The following is an 18,830-nucleotide window of genomic DNA, read 5'->3' as shown; positions in this document are numbered from 1 at the left end:
AGGAGTTGAGACAGATGCGATACGCGGTCCATGCGGAAGGTCTGGTCAAACGGTACGGCGAGACGCGAGCGCTCGACGGGATCGATCTGCGGGTTCCCGAAGGCCGGTTGCTCGGGGTCCTCGGGCCCAACGGCGCCGGGAAGACGACCGCGGTGCGCATTCTCGCCACGTTGCTGAGGCCCGACGAGGGCCGGGCCACGGTCGGCGGGTTCGACGTGGTCAAGGAGGCCCACAAGGTGCGTTCCCTGATCGGCCTGACGGGGCAGTACGCCGCGGTCGACGAGGCGCTGACCGGTGTGGAGAACCTTGTCATGATCGGCCGCCTGCTGGGACTGACGCGCATGGATTCCCGGCGCCGGGCCGCCGAGTTGCTCGATCGCTTCGACCTCACCGGCGCGGCCAGCCGGGCCGCCAAGACCTATTCCGGGGGCATGCGCCGCCGGCTCGACCTCGCGGCGAGCCTGGTGGGACGGCCCCAGGTGCTGTTCCTCGACGAGCCGACCACCGGGCTCGACCCGCGCAGCCGCACCGAGCTGTGGGATGTCGTGCGGGGCCTGATGGCCGAGGGTGTCACGGTGCTGCTCACCACGCAGTACCTCCAGGAGGCCGACGAGCTGGCCGACGACATCGTGGTCTTCGACCACGGCCGTGTCATCGCCTCCGGCACCTCCGACGAGCTGAAGGCCACCACCGGGGCCCAGGTGCTCCAGGTGCGGCCGCTGGCCGAGGGCCACCTCGGCCTGGTCGGCGACGTCATCACCGAGATCCTCGGCACGTCCCCCGAGCTCGCGGGGGGCCAGGCCACCGTCAACATCATGGATCCCACGCTGGTCCCGCGCATCGTCCGCCGCCTGGACGACCTCGGTGTGGTCGCGGCCGAGCTGAGCCTGCGCAAGTCGAGCCTCGACGAGGTCTTCCTCGCTCTCACCGGTCACCGCGCCGAGCCCTCCGCCGACGAGTCGCTCCCCGCCGAGAAGCAGGAGGTGCCGGCGTGACCACTTTGACCGGGACGACGGCGGTGCACACGTCCCACAACCGGGTCGGCCCGGCCGCCGGGTTCCGGCACACCATGACGCTGGCCTGGCGGAGCCTGGTGCAGATCAAGCACAACCCGATGGAGCTGCTCGACCTCTCGGTGCAGCCGATCATGTTCCTGCTGCTGTTCACGTACGTCTTCGGCGGCGCCATCGCGGGGTCGACGACCGACTATCTCCAGTTCTCGCTGCCGGGGCTGGTGGTGCAGAACATGCTGTTCGCCACCTTGACCACGGCGATCGGGCTGAGCACGGACATCAACAAGGGGGTGTTCGACCGGCTGCGCAGTCTGCCGATCGCGCGCTCGGCGCCGCTGGCGGGGCGGATCGTGGCGGACACGCTCAAGCAGGTGTGGGCTTTCGCGCTGTTCCTCGGTCTCGGCACGGTGCTCGGGTTCCGGGTGCAGACGGGGCCGGTCGGGGTGGCCGGCGCGCTGGCGCTGCTGCTGGGGTTCGCGCTGGCCATGTCGTGGCTGTCGGTGCTGATCGGCCTGGTCGCGGCCGATCCCGAGAAGGTCCAGATCATGGCGTTCTCGATCATGATGCCGATCACCTTCACGTCAAACGCTTTCGTGCCGACCAAGACGCTGCCCGAGTGGCTGCAGCGCTGGACCGAGGTCAACCCGGTGACCCACCTGGCCGACGGGGTGCGCGGCCTGCTCACCGGCGGCCCGGTCGCGAGCCATGTGCTCGTCTCGGCGATCTGGGGCCTCGCCATCGTGCTGATCTTCGTTCCGCTGTCGCTGCGCGCGTTCCGCGCACGCGGCTGACCGGGCACCGGTCTCCTCCGAAGATGTAACCCGCCGGTAATACGGTCCCCCGCGAGGGGCGGGGACCGGTGCCGGCGGGCCCGGTGGGGACACGCGCCGACCGATGACGGGTGGCCCGCCTGACCGGCGGGTCACCCGTCCCGCGTGTGAGGCGGAACGCACCACCTATGGCCTGAGCTGCGGCGATGAGACGGGCCGCGCGGCGGAGCGCGCACGGGGGCCACGGCGAGGGGTCCGTGGCAGCGGTGGCCGGCGGGCCCACGGGCCGGCGAGCGGCGTCCGGTACGTGCCGCGATCGCGCGGAAATCGGGTCTGTGCCGTACAGGTTCATTCGGGCAACGGGGTCAGGGCACCCGTCAGATCCGCGTAGCATCAGCGGGCATGGGGCAGCGGAGAAAGTCCGGGCTCGCTGGACGGACGGGACGCGAGAGACGCGCCGCCGCGAACGCCGCGGTGGCGGCGTTCGCCGTACTCGCCACCATGTCGGCAGGCTGCGGCATCGTCGGCGTCGGCTCGCCCACCGATCGCCCGCTCGACACGTTGAGCGTGTCGAGCCCCCGCTTCCGTGACGAGGCGCCGCTGCCGGCCGACTACTCCTGCTCGGGACAGGAAGGCAACCCTCCGCTACGGTGGTCGGGAGTGCCGCAGAAGCAAACCAAGTCGATCGCCCTGGTGGTCGACGCCTACGGGCCGCAGGGAGCGGCCGAGGTGCACTGGGTGTTGTTCAACATCGACCCCCGCACGACCGAACTGGCGCAGGACAGTGTGCCGCGCGGCGCGTTCCAGGGGCAGACCTCGGCGGGAAAGGTGGGCTACTTTCCCCCATGCCGCCGCGACGACACCTATCGTTTCAGTGTCTACGCGCTCGACTCCATGCTCGATCTGAAAGAAGGCGCCGAGCTCCGCCCCACTATGGAGCGCATCGCCTCAAGCACCATCGCCAGAGGACGGCTCTCGGCGGCTCACATCGAGTGAGCCACCGGACACGCCACGTGGTGATGGATACCAAATCTTCTCGTAGGGTGTGACAACGGTCATAGTGGTCGGACAGAATCTGATGCAATCTCGGAGCGCAGGTGATCAGGGGGGGAGGGTCGCGTCGATGGCCGCGCGACCTCACCAGCGCCACTGGCAGGCCATGGCCATGAGGGTGGTGCAATGATCGCGGTCATTTTCGGCCTCGTTGCCGTCGTGCTGCTCGTGCTGGTGGTCGTGGCGATCGGCATGCGTTCGATGAACCGCCGGGAGAGCAACCTTCCACCCGAACGACTCAAGAAGATGGCCGAGCAGGCCGAGGACCCCAACGCCAAGCGTCCGGGCCGTCCTGCCGAGGAGACGTTCTTCGCGAGTTTCCCCGAAGGTTTCGACGCCTTCCAGGAGCCTGAGCGCGCCACCGCACGACTGCGTCCCGGCGGCGGCAAAGCCGGTCCACGGCCCGCGGGCCGTCCCGGCGGACGTTCCGCGCCGCGCGGCAAAGCGTCCCATTCGGCACGCGGCCGCCGCGGTGTCGACGAGTGGGGCGACGCCGACGACTACGACGACGACTACTGGACCAGGGTCCGCGCCGACGACGGCGCCTTCGGCGGCACCATCGCGGCCCGCGTGGCCGCCAGCCGTCCGGACCTGCCCACCGGCTCCCCCGACGACTTTCCCGCACCGGTGAAACCGGCGGCCAAGGAGAAGAAGGAGCAGGTGGACGCCGAGGCGACCACTGTGCAGGCCCCGTTGCCGAGCCGGCAGCGCGGCGACAAGTCGCCCCGTCCGGGCCGTGGCGGCGCCGAGCCCGCGCCGTCCCGTCCCTCCGGTCTCGCCGACCAGCCACCCGTGCCGGCCCGTGGCCTCGCCGATCCGGTGGAGCGGCCCGGGTCGTCCGCGTCCGAGCACACGGTGACGTTCCCCGCGCCTGTGGCGCAGCAGCCTCCGGCGGCCTCGGCCGCCGACCTGCTCGGTGCCATCGGCTCCGCGCAGTCACCGCCGCACTCGCCGGCCGCGCCGGCACAGCCGTCCGGCCGCACCCGCCGCGCGTCCCGTCCCGACCCCGCCGACCCGCTCGGCCTGGCCGACGGCCGCGCCAAGGCGCGGCGGCGCGGCGAGGCCGAGCCCGCACGCGGCGCGTCCCGTTCCGGCGACTCCCGGCGTTCCGAGGCCCGCCGCACCCCGGCAGGCGCCACCCCGCCGCGCGGTGTCGCCGCGGCGCGGGCCGCCGACACCGGCCGCACGGCCCTCGGCCGCGGCCAGGCCGACCCGCAGGGCACGCGGCCCGCCACCCCGCAGGAGGACCCACTGTCCAGCGGTTCCTTCCCGAGCGGCGCGGTCAACCGCGGCATCTCGCCGAAGAACCCGCTGGCCACCGGCCCCGTGAGCGGCGACCCGCTGGACGTCACCCGTGTCACCGGCCCGTTCGCCGCGTCCCCGGGCCAGAACGGTTCGCACAGGCCTCAGGACGGCCCGGCAGGGCCGCGCAGAGGCCGCGGCGGCGAGCCCCCGTCCCGCCAGTCGTGGCCGGCTCAGCCCGCCTATCCGGCGGCCGGGTCGTACGACATCCTGGACGGCCCTGAGCCCGCGGCGTCCGGCTCCAACGAGACGTGGCGGGCCGCCGACTACCAGATGCCGTCCCACGACGGCGGCGCCTACCCCGCGCGTGACGCCTACCCCGGCGAGACCACCTACCCGGGGCCCGCCTCGTCCTACGAGGTGCGTCCGGGCTGGGCCACCATCGACGACGCCGACACCACGGTCAGCGCGCCGACCCCCTCGCTCGGCATGCCGTCCGCCCCGGCGCGCCGGGGTCCTGAGACCCCTGAGCCGCGTCAGGACCAGAGCCACGGCCGGCAGCAGGGTGCCGCCCCCGGCACCACCTCCGGGTCGTGGCCGCGTCCGCCGCACAGCCCCGACTGGCCGTCGTACTCCGAGCTGTACGGCAACGGCGCGGACGAGCCGTCCCGTGCCACCCCGTCGTCGCGCGGGGGGCACCACCGTGTCGGCGACCCCGAATATCCCGACTATTACCGCTGATCCCTAGTCGTTCCTCCGGCTTCGGCAAAACGCGTCGGCCAAAGCCTTAATCGACCGGCGGCCGCGTCGTAGGGTCGCCTCATGATGGCCGACACGCACCGTAGCCGGACGAGGACGCAGAGTCTCCTGGCGGTGGTCCGGCACGACCTGCCGGCCTCACTTGTCGTCTTCCTGGTCGCCGTACCCCTGTCACTCGGCATCGCCGTGACGTCCGGGGCCCCGCTGGTCGCGGGCCTGGTCGCCGCGGTGGTCGGCGGCCTGGTCGCGGGGCCGCTCGGCGGCTCGGTGGTGCAGGTCAGCGGGCCGGCGGCGGGTCTGGCCCTGGTGGTCGCCGAGCTGGTCCGCACGTACGGGTGGCGTGCCACCTGCATGATCACCTTGGCCGCCGGCGCGCTGCAGCTGGTGCTCGGCGCGATGAAGGTCGCGCGTACCGCGCTCGCCGTCTCCCCCGCCGTCGTGCACGGCATGCTGGCCGGGGTCGGCGTCGTCATCGCCTTGGCGCAGCTCCACGTCGTGCTCGGCGGCAAACCGCAGCGCTCGGCCGTCGAGAACCTTCTTGAGCTGCCGAACCAGCTCGTGAACAACCACAGCCACGCCGTTGCGGTGGGGGTCTTGACCATCGGCCTGCTGGTGCTGTGGCCGCGGCTGCCCCGCGTGAACGCCGTGCCGGCGCCGCTCGCCGCGCTCGCCGCCGCGTCGCTCGCCGCGGGGCTCCTCGGGTGGGACGTGGCGCGGGCCGACCTCACCGAGGGGTTCGCCGCGTGGGTCACCCCCGAGGTGCCGCGAGGCGACTGGCACGGCATCGCGGGGGCCGTGCTGCTGGTGGCCCTGCTCGCCGGTGTGGAGTCGCTGCTGTGCTCGGTGGCGGCCGACCGCATGCACGACGGGCCGCGCGCCGACCTGGACCGGGAGCTCACCGGCCAGGGGGTCGCCAACATCGTGTCCGGCGGCCTCGGCGGGCTGCCGGTGGCCGGTGTGATCGTCCGCACCACGGCGAACGTCAGAGCCGGTGCACGGAGCCGCTGGTCGACCACGTTGCACGGCCTGTGGGTGCTGCTGTTCGCGGCGGGCCTGAGCTGGACGGTCACCCTGATCCCGATGGAGGCGCTGGCCGCGCTGCTGGTGTTCATCGGGGCCCGCATGGTCAACCTCGGCACCATGCGGGGGCTGCACGGCCACGGTGAGCTTCCGGTGTACGTGCTGACCATGGGAGCGGTCGTACTGGTCGGCCTGGCGGAGGGGGTGCTGATCGGTCTCGGTCTCGCCGCGCTGCTCGCGTTGCGCCGCCTGACCCGCGTGTCGGTACACGTGCGGCTGGAGCCGGACGACCGGTGGCACGTCGTGGTGACCGGGTCGCTCACCTTCGTCGGTGTGCCGGTGCTCAGCGAGAATCTCCGGGCCATCCCGGCGCGAGCGGCGGTGGACCTTGAGCTGAACGTCGATTTCATGGACAACGCGGCGTTCGAGGCGCTGCACGGCTGGCGGCTGGAGCACGAACGCGCCGGCGGCACCGTCAGCATCGACGAGATGCACGCCGAGTGGTACACCTCGGCGGCCCGCGGCACCCGCGTCTCGGCGGCCAAGACGCCGCCGCAGGCACCGGAGCGGTGGTGGCTGCCGCGTGCGTACCGGCGCGGCGGGCCGCTGTCCCGCCTGCCGGTGCGTCACGCCGGCGTGTGGGTCCCCCCGGAGGGTGGCGAGTCAGGCGCCGTACCCGACCTGGTGGCCGGCGCGGCCGACTTCGAGCGGCGCACGGCTCCGCTGGTACGGCCGTTCCTCACCCGCATGGCGCGCACGCAGGATCCGTCCCACCTGTTCATCACGTGCGCCGACTCCCGTGTGGTGCCGAACCTGATCACCGCGAGCGGGCCCGGCGACCTGTTCACCGTGCGCAACGTCGGCAACTTCGTGCCGCGGCACGGCGCGGCCCTCGGTGACGACTCGGTGGTGGCCGCCATCGAGTACGCCACCAACGCGCTGAACATCCGCACCATCACCGTGTGCGGCCACTCCGGGTGCGGGGCGATGGCCGCGGTGCTCAGCGCGGGGGTGAAGACCGAGGGCCTGCCTGGTCTGGACCGGTGGCTGCGGCACGGCGACCACACCCTGGCCCGGTACATCGGAGCCACCCCGTCGGACGCCGGCGAGGGCCCGCTGGACCACCTGTGCCGGGTCAACGTGGCCCAGCAGCTCGACAACCTGCGCACCTACCCCGAGGTCGCGGCCCGTGAGCTGTCCGGCAGGCTGGAGCTGGTCGGCCTGTACTTCGACATCGCCTCGGCCCGCGTCCACATCCTCGACGAGGAGGGCTTCAGCCCGGTCGGCGCCGGCTCGCACTGAGCCGATGACACGCGTTTCGCCGGGATGCCGGTAAATGTCGGGACCCGATGTTACGGTCACGGGGTGGCACGCTCTCCCGAACCCAGCGGTCCCGGCGAACCTCGTACCGCCCCCATGGCGCCGGACATGTCGACGGTGCGGACCCTGCGTCCCCGCGACTACAACGAGGTGCTGTACGTCGGGCATTTCTACCGTAAGGGCCAGCCGGTGGTCATGGACCTGACCGGCATGTCCGACAACGACGCTCGGCCTTTGGTGGACTTCGCGGCGGGTCTCGTCTTCGGCCGGTGCGGCGACATGGACCGCATCGCCAACAAGGTCTTCCTGCTCGTCCCGCCTGGCATGGTCATCAACGGCTGACAAGCCCGCGTGCCGCACCCGGATCCCCGGATGCGGCGCGGTGGCGCGGTGCGGCGGCCTACAGCGGCGGCGTGATCGAAGTGAAGGCGGTGCAGTTGGTGGGCCACGCCGGGTTCACGGTGAGTATGCAGGAGGTCTGCGCGACCACACCGGTGATGGAGCGCACCGTGACGTCCAGCACGTTCGGCGCGATCGGCGAGACGGCCAGCGCGACACCGGTCACGCTGCCGGGATAGCCGGTCAGCGTGGAGATGTCGTGCCACGGCAGGTTCGGCGTGATCGACGACGGGTCGCGGATCAGTGTGGTGCCGTTGCCCTGCACGTCGGCGAGGTACTCGCCGGTCACCCCACCCGTCGGGGTGGCGTAGGCGCCGCTCACGCCGTCCAGACGGCCACGCGGCCCCGGCGGGCCGGGAGGACCCGGCGGGCAGTCGTCGGCGCCGCGGGGATCGCCTCCGCGCGCCGACACGGCGCGCACCGCATGGTCACCACTCGGCGTGGCCTGCGTGCCGGCATGCGTCACCTGCGCGCCGGCGGGCCCAGGGACATGGCCGGCGTCGGCCGTGGCGGGGGCGGCCAGGGCGACGAAGCCGCCGGTGATCGCCGTCGCCACCGCGAGCGTCAGCGCGGGCCTGCCTCCGAAAGGAGCTGTTTCCCGAGGAATCACTCGGTTCCCCCATATCGTTGAAATCCAATGAATTGGTCGGTAATTCCGTGCCACCGCGACAGCACCCGAACGGCGAACACCTTATCCGTACGGCCGCGGCGCGACGCCGGAGCAGCGAAAGGAATACCGGCCGCACGGTCTGGAAAAGTGCCGGCGGCGGATCCGGTTCCGCGAACCGTCCGTCTCAATCGTTGCATTTCGTGAAACCGCCGCCACCGGCTCCCGGCGGCGCCGCATCCGGACGTCATCCGGATGCGGCGCCGCCGCGACCGCGGATCAGAGCGGCGGCGTGAAGTCCGCGAAGGCGCCGCAGTTGCCCGGCCAGGTGACGTTCAGGCTCAGCAGGCAGGTGGCCTGGGCGACCTTGCCGGTGATGCTGCGCACCGTGATGTGCAGCTGGTTGGGTGTGACAGGTGGGACGGTCAGCGAGACGTCCGTCACTCCGCCGGGGTACCCGGGCAAGGTGGAGACGTCGTGCCAGAACGGGTTCGACGCCACCGACGTGGGGTCCCGGACCAGTGTGGTGCCGTTGCCCTGGGCCAGCCCGAGGTACTTGGCCGGGACGCCGCCGGTGGGGGTGGCGTAGACCGAGGAGATGCCGTCGGCGCGGCCCCGCGGTCCCGGGGGTCCCTGAGGTCCGGGAGGACCGGTGCGGCAGTGCCGGCACCGGCCGTCGGGGTCACCGGCCCCGACCGCCGCGACACCCTGGTGGGTGGGGACGTTCCGTGCGTCGGCCGCGTCGGCGCTCACGGGGGACGACACCGCGAGGAGCCCGCCGGTGATCGCCGCCGCCACCGCCAATGTCTTACCTACCAAATAACCATTTTCCCGAGGAATCAATTGGCTCCCCCATATCCCTTGAATTCCGATTGATTCGGACTTTCCGCGATGCCATCTCAGTGACATCGCGCACAGGGAATACCCGCCAGGAACCGCCGCGACCCGGCACATGAAGTAGCGATAGGCAAAACAGAGGCACAACAAACAAAGAGGCCCCGCACCCATTTTCCCGCATTCCCCTGAGCGGGAGCCCTCTCCGCCGTCACTCCTATTGCACGGTTTTTCCGCACAAGAACGACCAGGAACAGGGGTTCAGCGAGCGCCGTCGAAAGCCAGCGTGCCGCCGATCTGCACGACGAGCTCGAGCTGGTCGTAGAAGACGCGGTGGCTGGAGATCAGGCCGTCGTCCTCCACGACCGTCCAGCAACACGCGCGCACCGCGATGGGACGGCCGGTCGCCTCGGCCACCTCTCCCCCCGCCGCGAGGTACGGCCCCTTGTGGGTGCCGCTGATCGTGTACTCGGACACCAGGGTGTCGCCGCACACCGCCAGCGACAGCGGCGTCACCATCGAGTCGGGGAACGCCTCCAGGAACTGCGCGTAGTAGGACGCGATCTCCTCACGGTCCTGCCCGATGCCGTCCGGCGCCACCAGGACCGCCATACTGGAGAAGCAGCCGGCCAACGCGTCGAGATCATGACGGTTGAAGGCGTTCTTCAGCCGGACGACCGCGTTATCACTACTGAGCATCCAGGCCCTTCCCCCTCGCAGCGAGGACAGCACCTGTCGTGGGTCCACCCTCCTGCCCCCTAGCTCCTCACGATAGCGCAGGTCAAAGCACCGACCCCTCCGCACTTCCGTGGTGTTGCCCCTCCACCCCCCGCACCCTCCCCACCTCCGCATCCCCGCGTATCCTCCCCCGCCGTACCCTCGCACCCTCCCCGCCTCCGCACCTCCCCCCGCTCTCCCACCTCCGGCCCCACGCGAAACGGCCCGCCGCGCGTGCGCGGCGGGCCGTGGTGGCGTCACCGAGTGATCAGGACGCGGTGCAGCTCAGCGCCGGAGTGGGGCTGGTCCCGTTGCCGAGCAGCCCGAACGTCGTCCCGGCACCCGCGCCGAGTGAGCCGTTGTAGTTCGCGTTCCTGGCGGTGACCGTGGATCCGCTCGTCGTCACGGTGGCGTTCCACGAACTGCTGATCGTGGAGCCGCCGGACGACCAGCTCACGGCCCAGCCGCGGATGGCCGACGATCCCGCGACCACGCTCACCTCGGCCTGGTAGCCACCGGACCACTGCGAGACCACCCGGTAGGTCGCCGAGCACCACTGGCCGCCGCCGGTCGGCGTCGGGGTCGGCGTCGGGGTGGGGGTGGGGGTGGGGGTCGGCGTCGGCGTCGGGGTCGGCGTCGGGGTCGGCGTCGGGGTCGGGGTGGGAGTCGGCGTCGGGCTGGGGCCGCCACCGGTGAAGTTGACGTCGCTGCAGAAGTAGTACGACTGGTCCAGGTGGCTGGCCTGCCACAGCGTGAAGATGATGTGCCGCCCCGTACGTCCCGGCGCGTACACGTCGATCGGCGTCGTGGCCCCGGTCGGCATCCTGCCGGTCGTGTTCACGAGCTCCAGGTCGCTCCAGCGCAACCGCTGCGTGGTGGAGTCGAACCCCTGCTTGGTCACGTAGACCCTGATGAAGTCCGCACCGTGCGACGACCCGTCGAGCAGGTTCATCGTGAACCGGTTCGGCTTGTCCACCGTCTTCCACGGCCCCGGCACGTCGAGCGCCGCGTACCGGCCGTTGGAGGTCAGCCCCCCACTGCAGAGCGTCCCGTCCGGCACCGCCGTCTGGTAGTTGCCGCCGACCCCGTCCCGGAGCAACCCGTTCCAGTTCCACATGGCGTTCGGGTCGGCCTTCCAGGCCTGGTCGCACATCGGGTCCTCGGTCGCCATCCGCGGCGACTGCCAGTCGTTGGCCCACCGCGTGTAGCAGCTGTAGGCCCGAGCCGGCGGATCACTGATGGCCCCGTGCGCCGACGCCGGCGCCGTCATGAACGGCGTGAGCATCAGTGCCGACACCACCGCCAGCACCACCCGCCGCCCCACCCGCAGGCGCCGCCGCCTCTCGTACGTCTCCCCGCCGTCCCCCTGCGCCGGGAACACACGCAACCTCATCCGCACTTCTCTCCTCGATGTCAGGACGGAGGCCCAGGGACACTCCCACCGGAAACCCCGGCTCCCCCGCGTCGTCGACCCCCCACGCTCCAACACCCCCCGACCCGACACCAACACCTCACCCCAGCCCACACAGCCCACCACCCCTCGAACAGGGTGAACACTCAGGAGCAGCCCGAAACGTTCATAAGTACACCGAGGCCGCTCGGCTGAGAACCGGGGAACCCCCGACGACGAGGAGGTGAAGGCGGGCGAGCCGGCCTGTAGGCGGGGTTCCGATCCGGCCTGCGCGTGACCTGCACGCCGACCGGCGATCTACCCTCTGAACTGCGTTGACGCTCCCATCCTTTGACATTGTCCTCCGCCGCCTCCCAACGCCGTGCCACCGGCCCACGACCGGCGTGCACGGCGTCTCGACACCGCCGGGCCGCTCACCGGGGAGCACCATGAAACGCCATGAAAACGATCAATGGGCAGTGATCCGCCTGACCAGGCCGACATGATCGGACCAGCGCTGCCGGCTTGACACGGCCTGCGCGCCAGATGATCGTCAGGGCCCGGCCTCCCCCCGGTCGCTCGCGAACCAGCCTTCACGGCAGCAAGACCCCTACCCGTACGAAAGTCCCCCGACCGGCGGACGTGCCCATGAAGGATGGAGAGTGACGACATGACGGACACCACAGGCGACTCCCCAGACGGCGCTCGCCTGCCCCGGGTGACACGGCTCTCGGACCACGCGGCCCAGGCCTCCGGACGCCTCGTCCGTGCCGTGACGGCCGCCACGCTCGCACCGGTCGCCGCCCTGGCCCTGGCCGCCCCCGCGGCCGCCACACCCGGTACCGCCACCGGCGGCAAGGGACTGCGCTGGGAGGCGTGCGCGGGGGTGAGCACGCCGGACCTGCGATGCGCACGGGTAACCGTCCCCCTCGACCACCGCCGCCCGCGCGGCCGCACCATCTCCGTCGTCATCTCCCGGCTGCCCGCCACCGACCCGGCACGGCGCCGGGGTGTTCTGCTCACCACCGGCGGCGGCCCCGGCGGGCCCGGTGTCCCGCTGCCCGTGAGCCTCGCCCCGGCGCTGTCCCCCGAGGTCCGCGCGCGGTATGACCTGGTCGGGTTTGACATGAGATTCATCGAGCGCAGCTCGCCCATCGGCTGCGGGCAGCCCGAGGAGGAGCCCAGCGGGTTCTGGGTACGCCCCGCGGCCCCCGGACGCTTCCCCGCCGAAGCCGCCGAGGCCCGGCGGTACGCCGAGGACTGCGTACGGGCCTCCGGCTGGGCCCTGCCGCACGCCACCACCGCGAACGCCGCCCGCGACATGGACCTCATCCGCGCGGCCCTCGGCGAGGAGAAGATCTCCTACCTGGGCGGCTCGTACGCCGGGCTGCTCGGCAGCGTCTACGGCACGCTGTTCCCGCGCCGCGTGGACCGGTTCGTACTGGACAGCCCGGTGAACGCCGACACGATCTGGCGGCCCTACGAGATGGGCCGCACCCCTGCGTTCGAGAAGGGAACGATGGCCCTCGCCGCCTGGGCCGCCGGGCGGCACCCCGAGTACGGCCTGGGGGAGACCACCGCACAGGTGCACGCCACCCTCACCGGGATCCTCGACCGGGCCACCCGAGCCCCCATCGTCATCGGCGGTCACCCCTGGACCGTCGGCGAGCTGGGTGCCGTGCTGGTGGCCGGGATCTACGACGAGCGCGCCTTCGGCATCGCCGCCGCGGCCTTCGCCGCCGTCGCGTCCGGACGGGAGCCGTCCCTGCCCTTCCCCATCCGCCCTCCGCGGCCCGAGGGTGTGCCCGGCGTGCCCGCCGGCCACTACACCGCCACCAACATCGCCTACCGCTGCGCCGACGCCCCCTGGCCGCGCGACCCGCGCGTCTACCTGCGCGACATCGTCTCCCAGCGGGACCGCCACCCGCTGTTCGGCCCGGTCAACGCCAACATCAACCCATGCGCGTTCTGGCCTTCCGCCAAGGACGAACCGGTGCGGCTCGACGGCAACCGCGCGCCGGCCGCCCTTGTCGTCGCGGCCCTGCGGGACGTGGCGGTGCCGCCGTCCGTGAGCAGAGCCGTGGCCACCCGCATCCGCGGATCACGCCTCGTCACGATCGACGCTCACACCCACGCCCCGTTCCCGCACTACGGGAACGCCTGCCTCAACGCCACAGTCACCCACTACCTCACCACCGGTGAACTGCCGGCCACCGACACCGCCTGCTGACCCCTCGCCTTGGTGCTCGGACGGCGCTGGTCAGAGGGGTTGTGGCGGGCGAGCCGGCCTGTAGGCCGGGTTCTGTTCTTCGCTGGTGCGAAGAGGCGGCCATCCATCTAGGGTCGTCGTTGCCGACGGCCTCAAGCGGTCTACCCGCGCGACTCGGACGGGTCGCCCTCAAGTGCCGCGCGCGGGGCTCTCTTGCGAGAGTCCCTTCTTGACCTTGCTCCAGGTGGGGTTTACCTAGCCGCTCACGTCACCGTGAGCGCTGGTGGTCTCTTACACCACCGTTTCACCCTTACCTTCCCCGAAGGGGGAGGCGGTTTGTTTTCTGTGGCACTGTCCCGCGGGTCGCCCCGGGTCGGTGTTACCGACCACCTTGCCCTGTGGAGCCCGGACCTTCCTCGGCGGGGCCTGGCCCCGACGCGGCCGCCCGGCCGGCTCGCCTGCCGTACCTGTCAGCCTAACGGATCTCGGGGGTGTTCCCTTGCCGTCAGGGGAGGTGGGACGTGTCGTTGAGTTTGGTGACGAGGTCGGGGCCGTCGGGGAAGTGGTCGACGGCGGACAGGGAGGCGACGTCGAGGTGCATGCGGTAGAGGGCTTCCGGGGGGGCCAGGAGGGCCAGGCGGAGGAGGATCTTGATGGGGGTGACGTGGGAGACGATCAGGATCGTCTTGCCGTTGTGGTCGAGGAGAAGTCTGTCCCTGGCGGCTGAGACGCGCTCGGTGGCCTCGGCGAAGCTCTCGCCGCCGGGTGGGGGGACGGCGGGGTCGGCGAGCCAGGACTTCAGCTCGCCGGGCCAGTGGCGCTGGATCTCGGTGAAGGTGTGGCCTTCCCAGTCGCCGAAGTCGACCTCGCGCAGGGGCTCCTCTACGAGGATCGGTGCGCCGGTGCGGGCCGCCACGGCTTCGGCGGTGGCGCGGGCTCTGCGGAGGGGAGAGCTGACGATCACGTCGATGGCGTACGGCGGTGCGCTGAGGCGGGTGGCGGCGGCCTCGGCCTGGGCCTGGCCGGTGGGGGTGAGCTCGGGGTCGCCGGTGCCGGAGAATCGGCGGTCCACGGAGAACGGGGTCTCGCCGTGCCTGAGGAGGAGGAAGGACGTGGCGGTGGTGGACGGCCCGCGCCAGCCGCCTCCGGTGGTGCGCCGGCTCGTGCTCTCGGTGATCGAGGGGGACGGTTCGGCCGCGGCGGAGGAGGCGGGTTCCGGGGTGAGGTCGAACAGGGGCTCGGCGGTCGAGGACGAGGGATGCGCCGTGGTGGGGAAGGAACGGCCGAAGGGTGAGCCGGGTGGCGGGGAGGCGCGTTCGGTGGTCGCCGGCGGGGTGGCGGCGCCTCGTGGGGAAGTGGTGCCGCTCTGAGTGGTCGGGGGGGTTCCGGAGCGCCAGGTGGTGCCTTTGGCGGCGGCGTCCATGGCTTCGTTGGCGAGGCGGTCGGCGTCGCGGTTGCGTTCCCTCGGGATCCACTTCCAGGTGACGCGGAGGCGGCGGGCCAGGGTGCCGGCTTCGAGGGCCAGGGGGCGGAGGCGTTCATTCTTGATCTTCCAGCGGCCGGCCATCTGCTCGATGACCAGCTTGGAGTCCATGCGGACCTCGACCGTGGCGCCGTCGCCGCCGACGGCGAGTGCGGAGCGCAGGCCCGCGATGAGGCCCTGGTACTCGGCGATGTTGTTGGTGGCCACGCCGATGGCGTCGGCCGTCTCGGCGAGGATCTCGCCGTCGGCGGCCTTGACGACCGCGCCGTAGCCGGCGGGGCCGGGGTTGCCGCGTGAGCCGCCGTCGGCTTCGACGACGAGGTTCACAGGCCCGACTCGGGGGTGCGGACGAGGATGCGGCGGCATTCCTCGCAGCGGACGACCTCGTCGGGGGCCGAGGCGCGGATGCGGTTGAGGTCGGCGATGGACAGGGACACCTTGCAGCCCTGGCAGCGGCCGTGCTGCAGCATGGCGGCCCCGATGCCGTACTGGTCGCGCAGCTTCTCGTACAGGGCCAGCAGGTCGGCGGGAATGTCGGCGGTGATGCCGCCGCGGCGGCCCTTGGTCTCGCCGTCCTCGCCGTCGATGGCCGACAGCGCGGCGTCGCGCTTCTCCTCAAGGGTGGCGAGGCCGGCGGAGACCTCGGCGCGCTCGCCGGTCAGGCGGGTGACCTCGGCGTCGGCGGCCTCACGGCGCTCCATGATCTCAAGCACGACGTCCTCGAGGTCGCTCTGCCTGCGGTGCAGCGACGCGATCTCGGACTGGAGGTTGGACAGGTCCTTGGCGGACGACACCTGGCCGGAGTCGAGCCGCTTCTGGTCGCGGTCGGCGCGCACCCGGACGGCCTCGACGTCGGACTCGGCCTTGGCCTGCTCCCTGGCGAGGTCACCGGCCTCGGTCTCCGCCGCGATCACCTCGGTGGCGAGGCGCGCGAGCCGCGCGGACCGTTCGGCGATCTCGGCCAGTTCTGGCAGCGTGCGGCGCCGATGGGCCAGCCTGTCGAGGACGGAGTCGAGCTCGGCCAGCTGGAGCAGGCGCTTCTGGGCTTCCGGGGCTGCTTTCACTTATTCCTCGCACTGTGCTGTTGTCGTCCAGGCATCGGTGACCGTCGCGGAGACGCGAGTCTCAACATTAATCCCCCTGGCCGCCAAGCCGGACGACACGAGCCGCGCGGCATCGGCCAGCCAGGGCCATTCGGTGGCCCAGTGCGCCGCGTCGATCAGCGCGGGCCCGCCGCAGAACGCGCCGGCCTCGGCGAACTCGCTGGCCGGGTGGTGCCTGAGATCGGCGGTGAGGAACACGTCGGCGCCGCGTGCGTCGCCGAGCAGCGAGTCCCCCGCGCCGCCGCTCACCGCGACCGTGTGGACGACGCGCGCGGGGTCGCCCGCGACGCGCGGCTCCCACGCCGTACGCGGCAGCCCGCGCGCGGCCTGAGCGGCGAAGGCACCCAGCGTCATGGGGGCCGGCAGCGCGCCGACCCGGCCGAGACCGCGGCGGGGATCGTCCGGCGCGGGACGCAGCGGCCGCAGCTCGCCGGTGAGGCCGACGGCGCGGGCCAGCGCGTCGGAGACGCCGGGTGCGGCGACGTCGGCGTTGGTGTGGGCCGTGTACAGCGCGACGTCGTGCCTGATCAGACGGTGGATCAGCGCGCCTTTGGGGGTGGTGGCGGCCACGGAGGTGGTGCCGCGCAGGTACAGCGGGTGGTGCGTGACGATCAGGTCGGCCCCCCAGTCGATCGCCTCCTGCGCGACGGCCGCCACCGGGTCGACCGCGAACAGGATCTTGCGCACCGGATGGGCCGGGTCGCCGCAGACCAGGCCGACGGCGTCCCAGGACTCGGCCCACGCGGGGTCGTACAGGGACTCGAGCTCCGCGACGACCGCGGACAGCGCTGACGGGGACACGTGCGCAGACTACCGGGATGATCACGCCGGTGGTGACCACCACCGGCCCCCGGCGGGGGTGGCGTCGCGGGGAACGCGCCGTAGGCTGAGCCGGGAAGGGAGTGCAACGTGTACCTTGACCTGCATCGGGACGCCGTCGTCGCCGATACGCACAATGACCTGCTGATGGCGGTGTCCGCCAGGCCTCCCGGCCGGTGGTCGTCGTACTTCCGTGACCGCTGGCTGCCGCAGCTCCGGGACGGCGGGGTCGACGTGCAGGTCCTGCCGGTGTTCATCGACGACCAGTTCCGGCCGGAGGGGTCGTTGCGGCAGACGCTGCGCATGATCGAGTGCGCGCACGTGCTGGCCGAGGGCAGCGCGGACGAGGTGAGCGTGTGCCTGGACGGGGACCAGGTGGACGCGGCGCTGGCGCAGGGGAAGATCGCGCTGATCATCGCCATGGAGAGCATGCCGGGGCTGGACGCGAGCGTCGAACTGATCCCGACGGTGTTCCGGCTCGGGGTGCGGGTGGCGTCCATCGCGCACTGGGGCCGTACGGCGCTCGCCGACGGCAGCGGGGAGGACGCGACGGGGAGCCGGCTCACCGCGGCCGGGGTGGAGGCGCTGCGGGAGATGGAACGGCTAGGGATGATCTTCGACGTGTCGCACCTCGGGGCCTCCGGGGTGGCACACGTGCTGGAGATCGCGGCCCGTCCGGTGCTCGCGACCCACTCGTCGGCGCGGGCCCTGCGTGACCACCACCGCAACCTGACCGACGAGCAGATGCGTGCCGTCGCGGCGGGAGGCGGGGTGATCTGCACCAACTTCTACCCTCCGTTCGTGGCGGACTCTCCTGAGGGGTACACGGTGGAGCGGCTCGTCGACCACATCCTGCACACCGAGCAGGTCGCCGGGGAGGGTCACGTGGGGCTCGGGCCCGACTTCCTGGAGGAGGTCATGGCGGATCTGACCCCGCCGTGGTGTGAGCCGTCCGAGGAGGGTCCGGTGTTCCCTGTGGTTCCCGGCCTGCAGGGCCCGCAGGGGTTGCCGTTGGTGACCGAGGAGCTGGTACGGCGGGGAGTGTCCGAGGAGCGGATCAGAGGGATTCTCGGGGGGAACGTGCTGCGGTTGTTCCGCGCGGAGCTCGGACGGCCGGCGGCGGAGCGTCCGGTCGCGGTGGCGGCGGGGTGACCGAGCAGACCGGGCCGTCGTTGCCGTCGGGGAAGTCGGGACCGGCGGGGAAGTCGGGACCGGCGGGGAAGTCGGGACCGGCGGCCCTCGCGGCACTCGCGGCGTTCGAGGCGGAGGGTGCGGCGCGACGGGCCGGGGTCGTGGTGCGGGAGCTGGAGCGGATCTCGGAGTTCCAGACGGTGTTCGCGCTGTTCGACCGGATCTGGCGGGCCGATCCCGGCAGCGCGCCGGTCAGTGTGGAGCTGATGCGGGCCCTGTCGCACAGCGGGAACTACGTCGCCGGCGCCTTCGAAGGGGACACGATGGTGGGGGCCTGCGTGGCGTTCCTCGCCGGTCCGCCTGGCGGAGGGTTGCACTCGCATGTGACCGGGGCCGTGGTGGGGCGGGGGGTGGGGTTCGCGTTGAAGCTGCACCAGCGGGCCTGGGCCGTGGAGCGAGGGCTTGAGCGGGTCAGTTGGACGTTCGACCCGCTGGTGCGGCGGAACGCGTACTTCAATCTGACGAAGCTCGGGGGACGGCCGGTGGAGTACCTGCCGTCGTTCTACGGGGAGATGACGGACGTCATCAACGCCGGGGACGAGTCGGACCGGTTGCTGTTGGTATGGCGGCTCGGGGAGCCGTACGTCCTGGAGGCCTGCGCCGGGAGGCCCCGGGACGCTGCGGCGCCTGAGCACGCCGTGGCCCGGGTGCGGGGGGAGGGTGACCGGCCGGTGGTGTCGCCGGCCGGGGGTGGTGCGGTGTCGCTGGTGGCGACCCCTGCGGACATCGAGGGGTTACGCGCCACGGATCCGGGGGCCGCCAGGGCTTGGCGGTGGGCCGTGCGGGAGGTTCTCGGCGGGTTGATGGAGAGTGGGGGTCGGGTCACCGGGTTCACCAAGGCGGGTGAGTACGTGGTGGAGCTTCCCTGATCCTTTTCTGTTCCGCTGTCCGTGATCCTGGA

The 18,830-nt window shown here is 71.9% G+C and carries 16 protein-coding genes and 1 other RNA gene; 9 read left to right on the top strand and 8 right to left on the bottom strand.

The annotated features are described in order from the left end of the window. Positions 1-14 precede the first annotated feature (14 nt). From BJ992_RS10940 to BJ992_RS10915, 6 genes are all read left to right on the top strand, one after another. The gene (locus BJ992_RS10940; protein WP_184980082.1) at positions 15-995 is read left to right on the top strand and encodes an ATP-binding cassette domain-containing protein; all 981 of its coding nucleotides are present in this window, start codon (positions 15-17) and stop codon (positions 993-995) included. After that, positions 992-1,804: an ABC transporter permease gene (locus BJ992_RS10935; RefSeq protein ID WP_343072603.1), complete on the top strand. Its 813-nt coding sequence runs from the start codon at positions 992-994 to the stop codon at positions 1,802-1,804. Before BJ992_RS10940 ends, BJ992_RS10935 begins: the two co-directional genes overlap by 4 nt. 381 nt (positions 1,805-2,185) lie before the next feature. Continuing rightward, positions 2,186-2,779 carry a YbhB/YbcL family Raf kinase inhibitor-like protein gene (locus tag BJ992_RS10930; protein WP_221474763.1) on the top strand — a complete coding sequence of 198 codons (594 nt, stop codon included), beginning with the start codon at positions 2,186-2,188 and terminating at the stop codon, positions 2,777-2,779. 183 nt (positions 2,780-2,962) lie between these two features. After that, the gene (locus BJ992_RS10925) at positions 2,963-4,819 is read left to right on the top strand and encodes a hypothetical protein (RefSeq protein WP_184980080.1); all 1,857 of its coding nucleotides are present in this window, start codon (positions 2,963-2,965) and stop codon (positions 4,817-4,819) included. An 84-nt stretch (positions 4,820-4,903) separates the two neighbouring features. Then, positions 4,904-7,159, top strand: a complete 2,256-nt coding sequence (locus BJ992_RS10920; RefSeq protein ID WP_184987874.1) for a SulP family inorganic anion transporter — start codon at positions 4,904-4,906, stop codon at positions 7,157-7,159. 126 nt (positions 7,160-7,285) lie between these two features. Continuing rightward, complete coding sequence (locus tag BJ992_RS10915; RefSeq protein WP_184980078.1) at positions 7,286-7,519, top strand: cell division protein SepF; 234 nt, start codon at positions 7,286-7,288, stop codon at positions 7,517-7,519. A gap of 58 nt (positions 7,520-7,577) precedes the next feature. Here BJ992_RS10915 and BJ992_RS10910 read toward each other — a convergent pair whose 3' ends face one another. The 4 genes from BJ992_RS10910 to BJ992_RS10895 all read right to left on the bottom strand — a co-directional run bounded on the left by BJ992_RS10910 (position 7,578) and on the right by BJ992_RS10895 (position 11,127). Then, positions 7,578-8,186 carry a hypothetical protein gene (locus tag BJ992_RS10910; protein ID WP_184980076.1) on the bottom strand — a complete coding sequence of 203 codons (609 nt, stop codon included), beginning with the start codon at positions 8,184-8,186 and terminating at the stop codon, positions 7,578-7,580. A 276-nt stretch (positions 8,187-8,462) separates the two neighbouring features. Beyond that, the gene (locus tag BJ992_RS10905; RefSeq protein WP_184980074.1) at positions 8,463-9,002 is read right to left on the bottom strand and encodes a hypothetical protein; all 540 of its coding nucleotides are present in this window, start codon (positions 9,000-9,002) and stop codon (positions 8,463-8,465) included. A gap of 276 nt (positions 9,003-9,278) precedes the next feature. Next, on the bottom strand, positions 9,279-9,716 hold the full coding sequence (locus BJ992_RS10900; RefSeq protein WP_184980072.1) for an ester cyclase: 438 nt from the start codon (positions 9,714-9,716) through the stop codon (positions 9,279-9,281). 286 nt (positions 9,717-10,002) lie between these two features. After that, entirely contained in the window at positions 10,003-11,127 is a 1,125-nt protein-coding gene (locus BJ992_RS10895; protein ID WP_221474762.1) for a lytic polysaccharide monooxygenase, read from the bottom strand. A 667-nt stretch (positions 11,128-11,794) separates the two neighbouring features. On the opposite strand from BJ992_RS10895, the gene BJ992_RS10890 reads away from it, so the two are divergent. Beyond that, entirely contained in the window at positions 11,795-13,354 is a 1,560-nt protein-coding gene (locus BJ992_RS10890; protein WP_184980069.1) for an alpha/beta fold hydrolase, read from the top strand. Positions 13,355-13,399: 45 nt separating this feature from the next. Here the strand turns inward: BJ992_RS10890 and rnpB are convergent. From rnpB to BJ992_RS10870, 4 genes are all read right to left on the bottom strand, one after another. Then, positions 13,400-13,790, bottom strand: an RNA gene (gene rnpB / locus BJ992_RS10885) — RNase P RNA component class A. Between the two features lie 48 nt (positions 13,791-13,838). After that, entirely contained in the window at positions 13,839-15,143 is a 1,305-nt protein-coding gene (locus BJ992_RS10880; RefSeq protein ID WP_343072601.1) for a bifunctional RNase H/acid phosphatase, read from the bottom strand. Next, positions 15,140-15,880 carry a CT398-like coiled coil hairpin domain-containing protein gene (locus BJ992_RS10875; protein ID WP_184980064.1) on the bottom strand — a complete coding sequence of 247 codons (741 nt, stop codon included), beginning with the start codon at positions 15,878-15,880 and terminating at the stop codon, positions 15,140-15,142. The genes BJ992_RS10880 and BJ992_RS10875 overlap by 4 nt, the downstream gene beginning before the upstream one ends. Then, positions 15,881-16,720 (bottom strand): Nif3-like dinuclear metal center hexameric protein, encoded by an 840-nt coding sequence (locus BJ992_RS10870; RefSeq protein WP_343072600.1) that lies wholly within the window; start codon positions 16,718-16,720, stop codon positions 15,881-15,883. 108 nt (positions 16,721-16,828) lie between these two features. On the opposite strand from BJ992_RS10870, the gene BJ992_RS10865 reads away from it, so the two are divergent. Together BJ992_RS10865 and BJ992_RS10860 are read left to right on the top strand one after the other, a co-directional pair. Beyond that, on the top strand, positions 16,829-17,890 hold the full coding sequence (locus BJ992_RS10865; protein ID WP_184980062.1) for a membrane dipeptidase: 1,062 nt from the start codon (positions 16,829-16,831) through the stop codon (positions 17,888-17,890). Between the two features lie 143 nt (positions 17,891-18,033). Further along, entirely contained in the window at positions 18,034-18,798 is a 765-nt protein-coding gene (locus BJ992_RS10860; protein ID WP_425503724.1) for a GNAT family N-acetyltransferase, read from the top strand. Positions 18,799-18,830: the final 32 nt, after the last annotated feature.

Source organism: Sphaerisporangium rubeum, from assembly GCF_014207705.1.
In the GTDB taxonomy this organism is placed as follows: Bacteria; Actinomycetota; Actinomycetes; order Streptosporangiales; family Streptosporangiaceae; genus Sphaerisporangium; species Sphaerisporangium rubeum.
This window is presented reverse-complemented; position numbering and strand designations above follow the sequence as displayed.

What these genes read in the sequence shown, in the direction of transcription:
- BJ992_RS10900 (WP_184980072.1), bottom strand. Translation starts at nt 9,716, where the DNA reads ATGCTCAGTAGTGATAACGCGGTCGTCCGGCTGAAGAACGCCTTCAAC.
- BJ992_RS10925 (WP_184980080.1), top strand. Translation starts at nt 2,963, where the DNA reads ATGATCGCGGTCATTTTCGGCCTCGTTGCCGTCGTGCTGCTCGTGCTG.
- BJ992_RS10940 (WP_184980082.1), top strand. Translation starts at nt 15, where the DNA reads ATGCGATACGCGGTCCATGCGGAAGGTCTGGTCAAACGGTACGGCGAG.
- BJ992_RS10930 (WP_221474763.1), top strand. Translation starts at nt 2,186, where the DNA reads ATGGGGCAGCGGAGAAAGTCCGGGCTCGCTGGACGGACGGGACGCGAG.
- BJ992_RS10915 (WP_184980078.1), top strand. Translation starts at nt 7,286, where the DNA reads ATGTCGACGGTGCGGACCCTGCGTCCCCGCGACTACAACGAGGTGCTG.
- BJ992_RS10895 (WP_221474762.1), bottom strand. Translation starts at nt 11,127, where the DNA reads ATGAGGTTGCGTGTGTTCCCGGCGCAGGGGGACGGCGGGGAGACGTAC.
- BJ992_RS10920 (WP_184987874.1), top strand. Translation starts at nt 4,904, where the DNA reads ATGGCCGACACGCACCGTAGCCGGACGAGGACGCAGAGTCTCCTGGCG.
- BJ992_RS10890 (WP_184980069.1), top strand. Translation starts at nt 11,795, where the DNA reads ATGACGGACACCACAGGCGACTCCCCAGACGGCGCTCGCCTGCCCCGG.